Origin of the sequence: Leisingera sp. ANG-M7 (assembly GCF_000813965.1) — a bacterium.
Taxonomy (GTDB): domain Bacteria; phylum Pseudomonadota; class Alphaproteobacteria; order Rhodobacterales; family Rhodobacteraceae; genus Leisingera.
In genome coordinates this window covers 486,649-499,590 of record NZ_JWLI01000001.1, presented here as the reverse complement: position 1 = coordinate 499,590, position 12,942 = coordinate 486,649, and the positions used below count along the sequence as shown (strand labels likewise).

Annotated in this window: 11 protein-coding genes; 4 read left to right on the top strand and 7 right to left on the bottom strand. The window is 62.9% G+C overall.

Annotated features, from left to right (window positions below; all coding sequences use genetic code 11):
- Window positions 1-6 precede the first annotated feature (6 nt).
- The 4 genes from kynA to RA26_RS02520 form a co-directional block, all read right to left on the bottom strand.
- A complete protein-coding gene (gene kynA, locus RA26_RS02535) occupies window positions 7-840 on the bottom strand; it encodes a tryptophan 2,3-dioxygenase (protein ID WP_039179269.1) in 834 nt (277 codons plus the stop codon).
- A gap of 149 nt (window positions 841-989) precedes the next feature.
- Window positions 990-2,183, bottom strand: coding sequence for a kynureninase (gene kynU, locus RA26_RS02530; RefSeq protein ID WP_039179266.1), 1,194 nt, complete (start codon window positions 2,181-2,183; stop codon window positions 990-992).
- Between the two features lie 81 nt (window positions 2,184-2,264).
- The gene (locus tag RA26_RS02525; protein ID WP_039179263.1) at window positions 2,265-2,642 is read right to left on the bottom strand and encodes an MmcQ/YjbR family DNA-binding protein; all 378 of its coding nucleotides are present in this window, start codon (window positions 2,640-2,642) and stop codon (window positions 2,265-2,267) included.
- Window positions 2,642-3,394: an SDR family NAD(P)-dependent oxidoreductase gene (locus RA26_RS02520; protein ID WP_039179259.1), complete on the bottom strand. Its 753-nt coding sequence runs from the start codon at window positions 3,392-3,394 to the stop codon at window positions 2,642-2,644. The genes RA26_RS02525 and RA26_RS02520 overlap by 1 nt, the downstream gene beginning before the upstream one ends.
- Window positions 3,395-3,744: 350 nt before the next feature.
- Here RA26_RS02520 and RA26_RS02515 point away from each other — a divergent pair, with 350 nt between their 5' ends.
- The 4 genes from RA26_RS02515 (at window position 3,745) to RA26_RS02500 (ending at window position 8,819) form a co-directional block, all read left to right on the top strand.
- Complete coding sequence (locus tag RA26_RS02515; protein WP_039179256.1) at window positions 3,745-4,197, top strand: methyltransferase family protein; 453 nt, start codon at window positions 3,745-3,747, stop codon at window positions 4,195-4,197.
- A 137-nt stretch (window positions 4,198-4,334) separates the two neighbouring features.
- Window positions 4,335-5,906 carry a Re/Si-specific NAD(P)(+) transhydrogenase subunit alpha gene (locus RA26_RS02510; protein WP_039179254.1) on the top strand — a complete coding sequence of 524 codons (1,572 nt, stop codon included), beginning with the start codon at window positions 4,335-4,337 and terminating at the stop codon, window positions 5,904-5,906.
- A 16-nt stretch (window positions 5,907-5,922) separates the two neighbouring features.
- Window positions 5,923-7,359, top strand: coding sequence for an NAD(P)(+) transhydrogenase (Re/Si-specific) subunit beta (locus RA26_RS02505; protein WP_039179253.1), 1,437 nt, complete (start codon window positions 5,923-5,925; stop codon window positions 7,357-7,359).
- 179 nt (window positions 7,360-7,538) lie between these two features.
- Window positions 7,539-8,819, top strand: a complete 1,281-nt coding sequence (locus tag RA26_RS02500; protein ID WP_039179250.1) for a DUF3422 family protein — start codon at window positions 7,539-7,541, stop codon at window positions 8,817-8,819.
- Between the two features lie 72 nt (window positions 8,820-8,891).
- On the opposite strand, the gene RA26_RS02495 is transcribed toward RA26_RS02500, so the two are convergent.
- The 3 genes from RA26_RS02495 to RA26_RS02485 form a co-directional block, all read right to left on the bottom strand.
- Complete coding sequence (locus RA26_RS02495; RefSeq protein WP_039179248.1) at window positions 8,892-9,863, bottom strand: ABC transporter permease; 972 nt, start codon at window positions 9,861-9,863, stop codon at window positions 8,892-8,894.
- On the bottom strand, window positions 9,856-10,863 hold the full coding sequence (locus tag RA26_RS02490) for an ABC transporter permease (protein WP_019296023.1): 1,008 nt from the start codon (window positions 10,861-10,863) through the stop codon (window positions 9,856-9,858). Before RA26_RS02490 ends, RA26_RS02495 begins: the two co-directional genes overlap by 8 nt.
- Before the next feature lie 145 nt (window positions 10,864-11,008).
- Window positions 11,009-12,712, bottom strand: coding sequence for a peptide ABC transporter substrate-binding protein (locus RA26_RS02485; protein WP_039179245.1), 1,704 nt, complete (start codon window positions 12,710-12,712; stop codon window positions 11,009-11,011).
- Window positions 12,713-12,942 lie beyond the last annotated feature (230 nt).

Below are 12,942 nucleotides of genomic sequence, written 5' to 3'. Positions count from 1 at the left end.
AGTGTCTCAGAGTTCGGTGCGCAGGTGCCACAGCTCCGGGAACAGCTCCACCTCCAGCATCCGCTTCAGATAGCTGACGCCGCCGGTGCCGCCAGTGCCGCGCTTAAAGCCGATGACGCGCTCCACCGTGGTGACATGGTTGAAACGCCAGCGGCGGAAATAATCCTCGAAATCCACCAGTTTCTCGGCCAGTTCATACAGCTCCCAGTGGGCCTCGGTATCGCGGTAGACCTCGGTCCAGGCGGCCTGCACCGCCTCATGCGGCTGATAGGCCTCCGACACATCCCGGTTCACCACCTCTTCCGGCAGGGTGAAACTTTGCGCCAATGCCTTCAGTGCCACATCGTACAGTGACGGCTGTTCCAGTTCCGCCTCCAGCAGCGCCAGAATGTCTGCACGGTGGGCGTGCGGCCGCAGCATCGCCTTGTTGCGGTTGCCGAGCATGAATTCGATCTGCCGGTACTGGTGCGACTGAAAGCCGGAGCTTTGGCCCAGCTCATCCCGGAAGGCGGTGTAGTCCGACGGCGTCATCGTGCGCAGCACGTCCCAAGCCGAGTTCAACTGCTCAAAGATGCGGGCGACACGGGCCAGCATCTTGAACGCCTGCCGTGCTTCGCCGCCTAGAAGCCGGTTGCGGGCGGCGGAAAGCTCATGAATGGCCAGCCGCATCCACAGTTCAGAGGTCTGATGCTGGATGATGAACAGCATTTCATCATGGGTGTCGGTCCATGTCTTCTGCGCGTTCAGAAGCATATCGAGCGACAGGTAATCGCCATAGGACATGCGTCCGTCAAAGGACATCTGGGCGCCGTCTTCGGCGGGATCATAGGGTTTGCTCATCGGAGTCGTTCCTTTTCCTAAAGTCAGTATATGTCAGGGAAAGGAATGCGTCCTCCGGTTCAGGGTGCCGCATTGGGCCAGGCGGCGCCACAGCGCGACCCAGCCCGCCGGGCGGCAGAGCGGCAGGTGATATGAACGGCGCAGCCGCATCAGGTGACGGCGTGGTGGACCATGTATTCCGGCCGGTCCCACAGGGCGTTGGTCATTACATCGGCAATGATTTCTGACGCGGCGCGGACGTCGCCCTCGTCAATATACAGCGGGGTAAAGCCGAAGCGCATGATGTCAGGCGCCCGGAAGTCGCCGATCACACCGCGGGCAATCAGCGCCTGCATCGCGGCATAGCCTTCGTCAAACTTGAACGACACCTGGCTGCCGCGGAAGGCGGGATCGCGGGGCGAGGCCAGCTCCAGCTGCGGGCAGCTTTCCTCAACAAGAGCGATAAACAGGTTGCACAGTTCGATGGATTTGGCGCGCACCGCGTCCATCTCCGCCATGTCCCAGATATTCATCGCCGCCTCCAGCGCGGTCAGCTGCAGGATCGGCGGGGTGCCGACGCGCATCCGGTCGATGCCGCTGCCGGGCCGGTAGTCCAGGTCGAAGGCAAAGGGGGCCTCATGCCCCAGCCAGCCCGACAGGGCGGGGCGGACGGTCTCTGCGTGGCGCGGCGAGACATAGATGAAGGCCGGCGCGCCGGGGCCGCCATTCAGGTACTTGTAGGTGCAGCCCACTGCAAAATCCGCCTTGCACCCGGCCAGATCGACCGGAATGGCGCCGGCGGAGTGCGCCAGATCCCAGACCGTCAGCACGCCGTGGGCATGGGCCTCTTCGGTCAGCGCCTTCATGTCGTGCTTGCGCCCCGTGCGGTAGTCCACCTCGGTGATCATCAGCACTGCGATCTCATCGGTGATGGCGTCCTCCACCGCCTCCGGGTCGACCACCCGCAGCTCATAGTCCGGCCCGAGTGACTTCAGCAGCCCGTCTGCCATGTACAGGTCAGTGGGAAAGTTGCCGTTGTCCGACAGCACCACCTTGCGCCCCGGGTTCAGCTCCAGCGCCGAGGCAACCGCCTGATAGACCTTGATCGACAGTGTGTCGCCCATCACCACATGGCCCGGCTCCGCCCCGATCAGCCGCCCGACCCGGTCTCCCAGCGCCTTGGGCTTGTCCATCCAGCCGGCCTTGTTCCAGCCGGTGATCAGCATCTGGCCCCATTCGTCCTGCATCATCGCCGCGACCCGGTCCTTGGCAGCACGGGGCAGGGGGCCAAGCGAGTTGCCATCCAGATAGATCACCCCGTCGGGCAGGTCGAACATCGCTTTGGTTGCGGCAAAATCGGTCATGGAGGGCCTCGCGTCTGGTCGGTATTTTAAGCTTGAAGCTTTTCCGGTTTGCTATCTCATCCTGGACGTTCTGTCCAGTGCCTAGCGCTCGGCCGACTTCGGGTCCGGTATCCCGAACTCGGCGCGCTTCTTCTTCGACAGCTTGGCTGTCACCATCTCATAGGACAGGGTGATCTGCTCCTTCAGCTCCGTATCGGTCAGCCCGTTTTCATCATATTGCTGCAGCCACTTCATCCCCCGCGATGCCAAGTAAGGGGCCGGACGGACGCCGGGGCGCTCCTGCAGCACCTCATAGGCGATGTCGCCAGCCTTGAAGGTAAAGGCGTCCCTGCCATCGGCCCAGCCGCAGACTGCAAACAGCTTGCCGCCCGCTTTCCAGACGTCTGCATTGCCCCATTGCACCACATGCTCCGCCGCAGGGAAGGTGGCGCAGAACTCATTGAATGCCTTGCGGTCCATCACATCTGCCCTCCGGCGATTTCGATGCACTGGCCGTTGACCGACCCCGACCCGGGGCCGCACAGCCACAGGGCCGCCGCCGCCACTTCCTCCGGCTCGATCAGCCGCTTGTGGCGGTTGGCGTTGACCATCACGTCCAAGGCCTCCACCGCATTCAACCCGGCGCGCTGGGCGATCGAGGTGATGTTGCGTTCGACAATCGGCGTGTCCACGTATCCGGGGCAAAGCGCGTTGAAGGTGAAGGGCGTGCCCAGGTAGTCCTCGCTCAGCGCGCGGGTCAGTCCGACCAGCCCGTGTTTGCTGGCGGTGTAGCAGGCGCCGCCTTTCAGGCCTCGAAGGCCTGCAATGGACGACACGGTGATGACCCGGCCCCAATCGGTCTGCCGCATGGATTTGAAGCTCTCCCGGATGGTCAGGAAAGCGCCATCCAGATTGGTGGCCATCATGTCGCGCCAGAATTCCATCGAGGTCTTGTGCAGCGCCGCGCCTTCAGCGATGCCGGCATTGGCAACGCAGATCTGGACGGGGCCGCGGGCCGCCACGGCTGCGTCCACCTTGGCCGCTACATCCTCTTCGTCGCGCACATCCATAGCCATGGGATGCAGCCCTTCGGTGGCGGCATCCTCCAGCACCTCCTGCCTGCGGCCAGTGATGGTGACCTGTGCCCCTTCCGCCGCCAAGGCCCAGGCAATTGCGAGCCCGATCCCAGTGCCGCCGCCGGTCACTAGCGCGTGTTTGCCTTGCAAAGTCATGATTTCAGGCCTCCCTGTTTCGCCGGTCAGCCTATCCAGGGGCAGCCTTCTGGCAAGACCGCCGTACCGTCACGGCCCCATTTGAGGGCAAAATACGTGTTTCTGTGGCGGCCGCACCGGCAGGCGGGCTGTGGACGCCAAACAGTACACAAAGAAATACATAGGCATCCGGACAAATCTATGCAGGATCATGCCGCATGCGGGAATGGATTCGCCGTTTTCGTGGCATCTGGGGCAAATTGTCCTTTTCTTTCAATCCCGGCCAATGCGGGCTGGACGAGCACGCCGGATAAGGGAAGGTTGCCCGCGATGGGTGATATTTCAGACAGAATTCTGCAACGGAGCAGGGCATGACACGGTGGCTGGATGTTCCGCCAGTCTGGCTGGCCGTCTTTGTTGCGGCGGCTTGGCTGCAGGCGGATCGTTTCTCATTCGGCCTCTCCTTTGGCGGCGCCTGGGCAGAATTTCTGGCGGGCATCCTGGTGGGCGGCGGTATCCTGCTGGCGCTGCTGGCAATCACCGAAATGCGGCGTCAGAAAACCACCGTGATCCCGCACCGGACGCCAAGCCGCCTGGTGCAATCGGGGATCTTCAGCCGCAGCCGCAACCCGATCTATCTGGGCGACGTTCTGATCTTGGCGGGCCTTATCCTGTGGTTTGATGCGGTGCTGTCGCTGCCACTGATCCCGGTCTTCCTGTGGCTGCTGGAAAAGCGGTTTGTCATTCCGGAGGAAAACGGGATGCGGCGGGAATTCCGGGCGGACTGGGCCCGGTACGAACAGAAGGTGCGCCGCTGGATGTGACGTCAATGCGGCGATGCGGCATGACTTTGCGGCAATGCGGCAAAATCCTTGCGCAATAATGTTGCGCAATGTAGAGACAATTATTGTGATCCGAACCCGGAGCTGCTGGCACGGGCAAGACGAGGGGGACCAAAAAGGTGAAAATAGGTACACCAAAGGAAACATTTGCGGGTGAAAACCGGGTCGCGATGACGCCGGATTCTGCCAAGCAGCTGCAGAAGCTGGGGTATGAGTGCGCGATTGAGACCGGGGCCGGCGCGGCAGCGGGCTTTTCCGATGCGGCCTATGAGGCAGCAGGGGTTGAGGTCATCAAGACCCCGGCGGCGCTGTGGAAGGCGTGTGATATCGTCGCCAAGGTGCGCCAGCCGGACGCAACCGAGCTGAAGCGGCTGACCAAGGGCAAGACGCTGATCTCCTTCTTCAACCCGGCGGGGAATGAAGAGGGGATGGAACTGGCCAAGTCGAAGAAGGCCAATGTCATCGCCATGGAAATGGTGCCGCGGATCTCCCGTGCCCAGAAGATGGACGCGCTCAGCTCGATGGCCAATATCGCGGGCTACCGCGCGGTGATCGAGGCGGGCAACAACTTCGGCCGCTTCTTCACCGGCCAGATCACCGCCGCAGGCAAGGTGCCGCCCGCGAAAGTTCTGGTGGTCGGCGCCGGCGTTGCCGGTTTGGCGGCCATCGGCACCTCGACCTCGCTGGGGGCCGTCACCTATGCCTTCGACGTGCGGCCGGAAGTGGCTGAGCAGGTCGAGTCGATGGGCGCCGAGTTTGTCTACCTCGATTTCGAGGAGGAGCAGCAGGACGGCGCCGCCACCGGCGGTTATGCGGCGGTCTCCTCGCCAGAGTTCCGCGAAGCGCAGCTCGCCAAGTTCCGCGAGCTGGCGCCGGAAATGGACATCGTCATCACCACCGCGTTGATCCCCAACCGCGAGGCGCCGGAGCTGTGGACCGAGGATATGGTCGCAGCAATGAAGCCGGGCTCGGTGATCGTCGACCTGGCAGCGGAAAAGGGCGGCAACTGCAAGCTGACCGTCGCGGATGAGAAGATCGTGACGGACAACGGCGTCACCATTATCGGCTACACCGATTTCCCGTCCCGGATGGCGGCCCAGTCCTCGTCGCTTTACGCCACCAACATCCGCCACATGATGGCAGACCTCACGCCGGAGAAAGACGGCCAGGTCAACCACAACATGGAAGACGACGTGATCCGCGGTGCCACCGTGGCGTTTGAGGGCGAGATCACCTTCCCGCCGCCGCCGCCCAAGGTGCAGGCGATTGCCGCCAAGCCCAAGGAAACCGTGCCGGAGCTGACGCCGGAAGAAAAGCGTGCCAAGGAAATCGAAGCCTTCAAGGCCCAGACCAAGAGCCAGGTCACCATGCTGGCAGGCGGCGGTGCGCTCCTGCTGCTGGTCGGGCTGTTCGCGCCGGTGAGCTTCATGCAGCATTTCATCGTCTTTGCGCTGGCCTGTTTCGTGGGCTTCCAGGTGATCTGGGGCGTTGCGCACTCGCTGCACACGCCGCTGATGGCTGTGACCAACGCGATCTCCTCGATCATCATCCTGGGCGCCTTGATGCAGATCGGATCAGGCAGCTTCCTGGTGATCCTGCTGGCGGCGCTCAGCGTTTTCATGGCCGGGATCAACATCTTCGGCGGCTTCCTCGTCACCCGGCGCATGCTCGCCATGTTCCAGAAATCTTAAAAGAGGGGCCGAACAAATGGATTACGGTTTCACCACCGCCGCCTATGTCGTTGCGGCTGTTCTTTTCATCCTGTCGCTGGGTGGCCTGTCGAACCAGGAAAGCGCCAAGCGCGCGGTCTGGTACGGCATTGCCGGCATGGGGCTGGCGGTTTTCGCCACCCTGATCGGCCCCGGCTCCGGCCTGTGGCTGCTGTCGATCCTGCTGATCGCCGGCGGCGGCATCATCGGCACCTATGTCGCCAAGAAGGTCCAGATGACCGAGATGCCGCAGCTGGTGGCCGCGATGCACTCGCTGGTCGGCCTCGCGGCGGTCTTCGTTGGCTTTATTGCTCATTTCGAGATCGGCAATGTGGCGGCGGCTGTTGCTGCGGGCAGCACCGATGACCTCGGCACCTTTGCCAAGCTGATCGCCAAGAAGACCCCGGCAGAGATCTCTTTCCTGCGGGTCGAGCTGTTCCTCGGCATCTTCATCGGCGCCATCACCTTCACCGGTTCCGTGATTGCCTTCGGCAAGCTGGCGGGCAAGGTGACTTCGGCCGCAACCAAGCTGCCGGGGGGCCACATGCTGAATGCGGGCGCGGCGGGCCTCTCCTTCCTCTGCCTGATCTGGTACTTCAGCTCCGGCGGCTTCCTGCCTCTGTTCCTGATGACCCTGGCGGCGCTGTTCATAGGCTACCACCTGATCATGGGCATCGGCGGCGCCGACATGCCGGTGGTGGTCTCGATGCTGAACAGCTACTCCGGCTGGGCCGCGGCGGCGATCGGCTTCTCGCTTGGAAATGACCTGCTGATCGTGGTCGGCGCCCTCGTGGGCTCCTCCGGTGCGATCCTCAGCTACATCATGTGCAAGGCGATGAACCGTTCCTTCGTCAGCGTGATCCTGGGCGGATTCGGCGGCACCACCGGTCCCGCGATGGAAGTGGAAGGCGAACAGATCGCCATCGACGCCGACGGTGTTGCCACAGCCCTGGACGAAGCGGACAGCGTCATCATCATCCCCGGCTACGGCATGGCAGTGGCGCAGGCGCAGCAAAACGTCGCCGAACTGACCCGCCGCCTGCGCGCCAAGGGCAAAGACGTGCGCTTTGCGATTCACCCGGTCGCAGGCCGCCTGCCGGGCCACATGAACGTGCTGCTGGCCGAAGCCAAGGTGCCCTACGACATCGTGCTGGAAATGGATGAGATCAACGAGGACTTCCCGGAAACGGATGTTGCCATCGTCATCGGCTCCAACGACATCGTGAACCCGGCCGCCCAGGAAGACCCCAACTCGCCCATCGCCGGCATGCCGGTTCTGGAGTGCTGGAAGGCGAAGCAAGTCTTCGTCTCCAAACGCGGCCAGGGCACAGGCTACTCCGGCATCGAGAACCCTCTGTTCTTCAAGGAAAACACCCGCATGTTCTATGGCGACGCGAAAGCAAGCCTCGATACGCTGCTGGGCCTGGTCCAGTAAGGAAGGGCTTCAAACCAAGAGAAAAGGCGCTCCACCCGGGGCGCCTTTTTTGCTTCCTTGGCAGCGCTCCTGGCTGGCTTTGTATACCGTTGCATTCCGCTAACGCATTGAAATAAAACATTTCTGTACATCTTTTCTTGGCCGGAGTATGGTCCGCGGCATTGCCCCGGAGACCAAGAATGCCGCCGATCCAGGATCACCCGCTGCGCTACCAGCTGACCAATGAGCTGCACGCCCGCCCGTTCCCGACCATGACCTCTCCCTGCACGGTGGTCTACCTGGCTGTGAAGCAGCCGCAGGAGGCTGTGCACCGGGACCGGATGCAGGACATGCAGCACCTGATCCAGCTGCTGGACCGTCACGGCGCGCCGCATCCCAAACCAGGGGCGACCCATCACACCGCGCAGATCGGACGGCATATGCTGAAGTGGGAGCAGCACACTGAGTTTGTCAGCTACACCGTCTATAGTGATGGTGTCAGCTCGCGCGCCTTTGATCCGGCGGATTTCGATGTCTTCCCGGCAGACTGGCTGACCGAGGCGCCGGGCCAGCGGATCACCTCGGCGCTGATCCGGGTGGTGCCGCGGGCGGCGCCTGCGGTGCTGAAATCCACCATGCACGACTGGTTCGTGCCGGAAAGCCTGACCGCTTCGCAGGTGCTGGATGACAGTGCGGTGGTGGCCGGCGATTTCCGCATCGACCCGGCGGGCCATGTACGCTTTGCCATCTTCCCCAATACGGACACCGGCGCCCAGCGGGTCGGCCGGATCGTGCAGCGGCTGTGCGAGATCGAGACCTACCGGGCGATGTCGATGCTGGGCTTTTCCCGCGCCCGCGGCCTGTCGCCGGTGATCGGAAAGCTGGACACCCGCCTCAGCCAGATGATGGCGGAGATGACGGCCGGCTCCAAACCAGCAGAGGAAATCCTGACCCAGCTGCTGGCGGTTTCCGCCGAACTTGAGGCAATGGCGGCGCAGTCCGCCTTCCGTTTCGGGGCCACCGGCGCCTATGACGCGCTGGTCAGCCAGCGCATCAGCCTGCTGCGCGAGGAACGCCATGAGGGGTTCCAGACCTTTGCCGAGTTCATGCTGCGCCGGTTTGAACCTGCGATGCGGACGGTGAACTCCACCGAGAAGAGGCTGGATACGCTGGCCAGCCGGGCGCGCAGGGCAGGGGAACTGCTCAGGACCCGGGTGGATGTGGAACGCTCGGCTCAGAACCAGGCGCTGCTTGCCAGCATGGACCGCCGCGCCGATATCGCCCTTCGCTTGCAGCACACGGTCGAAGGTCTGTCGGTGGTGGCTGTCAGCTATTATGCGATTTCACTGGTCTCTGACTTCTTGTTCCCGCTGGCCGAGCGCTATGGGCTGACCAAGAAGGTGCTGATTGCCGCGGTCACCCTGCCGGTCATTGGCCTGGTGTGGATGGGTATCCAGCGGATCCGTAAAAAGCTGCACTGAGGCCTCCCGCATCCTGGTAAAAGAAAAGGGCCGCCTGATTGGGCGGCCCTTCTTTGTTTCTAAAATGCCTGCTCAGCGGCCCCGGATCCGCGGGTCCAGCGCGTCGCGCAGACCATCGCCCAGGTAGTTCACGCTCAGCACCGTCAGCGAGATCGCCATGCCGGGCCAGAACACCCGCTCCGGATGCTGCTGCAGGTAATCGGTGGCATCAAACAGCAGCCGTCCCCAGGTTGGGAAATCCGGCGGGAAGCCGAGGCCAAGGAAGGACAGCGACGATTCGGTGATGATCGCGGTGGCAATGCCCAGGGTGGCCGAGACCATGATCGGCGACAGCACGTTAGGCAGGATATGCCGTGTGATCAGCCCGCTGTTGGTGGTGCCGATGGAGCGCGCCGCCATTACGAACTCGCGCTCCTTCAGTGCCAGCACATCGCCGCGCACAATCCGCGCGGTGGGCATCCAGCTGGTCACCCCGATGGAGATCACGATCAGGATGAAAATCCCCTGTTCCGGCCCGAACGTGGCGTTCAGCGGCTCGCGGAACAGCAGCATCATGACCAAGAGCAGCGGTAGCAGCGGCAGCGCCAGGAACAGGTCGGTCAGGCGCATCAGCGGCCCGTCCAGCTTCTTGAAGAAGCCGGCCATCACCCCGATGAAAGAGCCCAGGAACAGCGCCAGCAGCATCGCGGTCAGGCCCACCGACACTGAGGTCGCGCCCCCCGCCATCATCCGGGCCAGCATGTCGCGGCCCAGCTGGTCGGTGCCGAAGGGATGTGCCCAGCTCGGACCCTGGTTGCGGGCGCGGATGTCGATCTGGGTGGCTTCAAGCTCCCAGAAAAACGGGCCGAGATAGACCGCCAGAATGATGAACAGGAACAGCGCCCCGCCCATCAGCGCCCCGCGGTGGGATTTGAACTGGTCCCAGACGTCCAGCCACTGGCTGCGCGGCGGCTTGTGCAGCTCTTCCAGCGCTCCGGCGGCCGGAACCGCGGTCGAGGCCGGTGCCATGCCTTCATCCGGCACAAAGCGTTCCTTGTCAGTCATAGCGGATCCTCGGGTCAAGAATGCCGTACAGCACGTCGGCGATCAGGTTGAACAGCACGATCAGCACCGCAAAGATGAAGGTCAGCGTCTGCACCATCGGCAGATCGTTTGCCTGGATGGCGCCGATCAGCAGCTGGCCGATGCCGTTCACCTTGAACACCTGCTCGGTGATGATGGCGCCGCCGAAGATCGAGGGGATCCCCAGCGCAATTACGGTGACCACAGGGATCATCGAGTTGCGCAGCACGTGGACCATGACCACCACATATTCGCTCAGGCCCTTGGCGCGGGCGGTGCGCACGTAGTCCTGGTTGAGATTGTCCAGCATCGAGGCGCGCATGAAGCGGGAGAGCTGCGCGGTGATCTGCAGCGCCAGCACCATCACCGGCATGATCATCTGCTTCAGCTGGTAGACAAAGCTGTCCCAGCTGTCGACCACATGGGTGGTGTCATAGATCGACGGGAACCAGCCCAGCTGCACCGAGAAGATCACGATCACCAAGACGCCGGAGAAGAACGGCGGCACCGAGAAGCCGACCATCGACACGAAGGTGCCCATCTGGTCGAACCAGCTGTACTGGCGGTAGGCGGAATAGATGCCGATCGGCAGCGCAATCAGGATGGCGACAACATAGGCGGTGCCGACCACCCACAGGGTCTGCGGGATGCGCTGCACCACGATGTCCATCACCGGCGAGCGGGTCTGCCAGGAGATCACCCTCAGCTGCCCTTCTGCAAGGCTGGTGCCGAAGATGTTGTCGATCAGAACCTGCGGCTCAATCCAGAAGAACTGCACCAGCCATTTCCAGAACCGGATGTGCATCGGTTCGCCCAGGCCCAGGGCCAGGCGCATCTTTTCTTTGACTTCGGCGGGGACGGTCAGGGGAACCTGCGCCATCGGGTCGCCGGGGGCGAGCTCCAGGAGCAGGAAGATCACGAGGCTGATGAACAGCAGTGTCGGAACTGCCAGGATCAGCCGCCGGATTGTAAAGGTCAGCATCTGCTAAGCGCCTTTGCAACTTGTATTGAATTCGGAACAGGTGGGGAGAAGGCCCCGCGTCCAAGCCACGCGCAGCGCTGCAATGCAGCCCTGCAGATGGCAAGAGGCCCCGGCATGTGCCGGGGCCCCGGGAAGCAAGCCAGGCTTACTTGATGCGGTACCAGTCAGCTGCGTTCCACAGCTCGCTGTCCCAGACGTTCAGGTCGACACCGCCCAGGGTGTTGGAATGCGCCGACAGGCGGCCGCGGTGAACCAGCGGGATCATACCGCCGTTTTCGACCATGATGTCGTTCAGGCGGCGGCCGATCTCGGCGCGCGCTTCCAGACCGGCGGTCTTGCTCAGCTCGGCGTGCAGCTGGTCGAACTCCTCGTTGCAGAAGCGCGAGATGTTCTCACCCTGCCACTGGGATTCCGGCTTCGGCGCCTTGTCGCACAGACCGTTGCCCAGGTAGGACTGCGGGTCGGTGCCGTCGAAGTTGTTGGCGTACATTTCGACGTCAGCATAGAAGCGCTGGAAGGTGTCGGGTGAGCCCGGGTCGCCGCCAAAGAAGACGGACGCGTTGATGTTGCGCAGCTCGGTCTCGATGCCGATCTGGCTCCACCACTCCTTGATCAGCGCCTGGAAGTCCTGGCGGACAGCGTTGGTCGAGGTCTGGTACAGGATCTTCATCGGCTTGCCGTCCGGGGTCTCCCGCACGCCGTCGCCATTGGTGTCCTTGTAGCCGGCCTCTTCCAGCATCGCCTTGGCGCCTTCGATGTCCTGCGTGTCGCACTGGAAGGTGTCAGACGCAAAGGCCGCAGGTGCAGGCACCCAGTTGCAGCTGACCTTGCCGGCCTTGCCGTAACCGATTTCCACCAGCAGCGGACGGTCGATGGCCATCGACATCGCCTTGTAGACCGCCGGGTCTTTCAGGAACGGGTGCGGGTGCTTGGCAGTGGCGCGCTCGCCTTCCGGCAGCTCCGGCGACGGGTCGGTCTGGTTCAGCATGATGCGTTCCACCAGCGAGCCGAAGCCCGCAACCGGCTTGCCTTTGCCGCCTGCTTCCATCTGCGCAATCACTTCCGGTGCCAGCTGCAGGTTCCAGGCATAGTCGAACTCGCCGGTTTCCATTACAGCGCGGCCAGCCGCGGTTGCATCCCCGCCGCCTTTGAACAGCACCTTGGCGAACGCCGGCTTGGCCGGGTCGCGGTAATTGTCGTTGGCGGACATGGTGATCACGTCGTTCGGCTTGAACTCATCCACCACAAACGGGCCGGTACCGATCGGGCCAAAGTTCGCCTCGGTGCATTCCGGGGCCTTGGCGCCCATGCAGTTTTCGAACTGGGCCTTCTGCAGGATCGGGCTTTCGCCGCCCACAAACGGGCCATAGGGGAACGGGGTCGGCTTGTCGAAGGTGACCTTGACGGTCAGATCGTCCACGACCTCGACGCCGGTGACGCCCTGGAACTTGGTCAGCTGCGCGCAGCCCCCTTCGGGATGCATGCAGTAGTCGGCGGTGAACTTCACGTCATGGGCGGTGAAGTCGGTGCCGTCGGACCATTTGATGCCCGGTGCAACCTTCCAGGTGATCGAGGTCAGGTCTTCGCTGACGCCGCCGTTTTCCACGGTGGGGATTTCCGACGCCAGATAGGGGATCATGTTGCCCTGCGGGTCATAGCGCGCCAGCGGCTCGATCACCAGCGATGCCGACTGCACGTCCTTGGTGCCGCTCGACAGGAACGGGTTCAGGATCGACGGCGCCTGCCAGTAAATGATGTTGACCTGGCCGTCGGACCCGCGCTCTGCAAAGGCTGCAGGCGCCAGAGAGGCCGCGGCAACGGCACCCATCAATAGGGATTTCAGTTTCATCACACACTCCTTGTCGGACACGTTTCGTGTCTTTTTGTTGGCCGGGCCGGCTCAGGCCCGGAGGGTTGCCGCATTGCTGCGGAAGTGTAGCATTGGGCCTGCAGGCACAGGGAAAACCTTGGAGCTATAATCCCTTAACACTTTACCGGAGACACCGGCGTGTGACAGCTTGCAGACAACCACGGGGGTATCGAAACGCTTTTGCCGGCAAATTGCAAATTCCAATTTCG

Bases quoted from the DNA above. Each gene is read 5' to 3' on its own strand.
- RA26_RS02500 (WP_039179250.1), top strand. From the start codon at position 7,539: ATGCCGCCGATCCAGGATCACCCGCTGCGCTACCAGCTGACCAATGAG.
- RA26_RS02525 (WP_039179263.1), bottom strand. From the start codon at position 2,642: ATGGACCGCAAGGCATTCAATGAGTTCTGCGCCACCTTCCCTGCGGCG.
- RA26_RS02490 (WP_019296023.1), bottom strand. From the start codon at position 10,863: ATGCTGACCTTTACAATCCGGCGGCTGATCCTGGCAGTTCCGACACTG.
- RA26_RS02485 (WP_039179245.1), bottom strand. From the start codon at position 12,712: ATGAAACTGAAATCCCTATTGATGGGTGCCGTTGCCGCGGCCTCTCTG.
- RA26_RS02515 (WP_039179256.1), top strand. From the start codon at position 3,745: ATGACACGGTGGCTGGATGTTCCGCCAGTCTGGCTGGCCGTCTTTGTT.
- RA26_RS02505 (WP_039179253.1), top strand. From the start codon at position 5,923: ATGGATTACGGTTTCACCACCGCCGCCTATGTCGTTGCGGCTGTTCTT.
- RA26_RS02495 (WP_039179248.1), bottom strand. From the start codon at position 9,863: ATGACTGACAAGGAACGCTTTGTGCCGGATGAAGGCATGGCACCGGCC.
- RA26_RS02520 (WP_039179259.1), bottom strand. From the start codon at position 3,394: ATGACTTTGCAAGGCAAACACGCGCTAGTGACCGGCGGCGGCACTGGG.
- kynU (WP_039179266.1), bottom strand. From the start codon at position 2,183: ATGACCGATTTTGCCGCAACCAAAGCGATGTTCGACCTGCCCGACGGG.
- kynA (WP_039179269.1), bottom strand. From the start codon at position 840: ATGAGCAAACCCTATGATCCCGCCGAAGACGGCGCCCAGATGTCCTTT.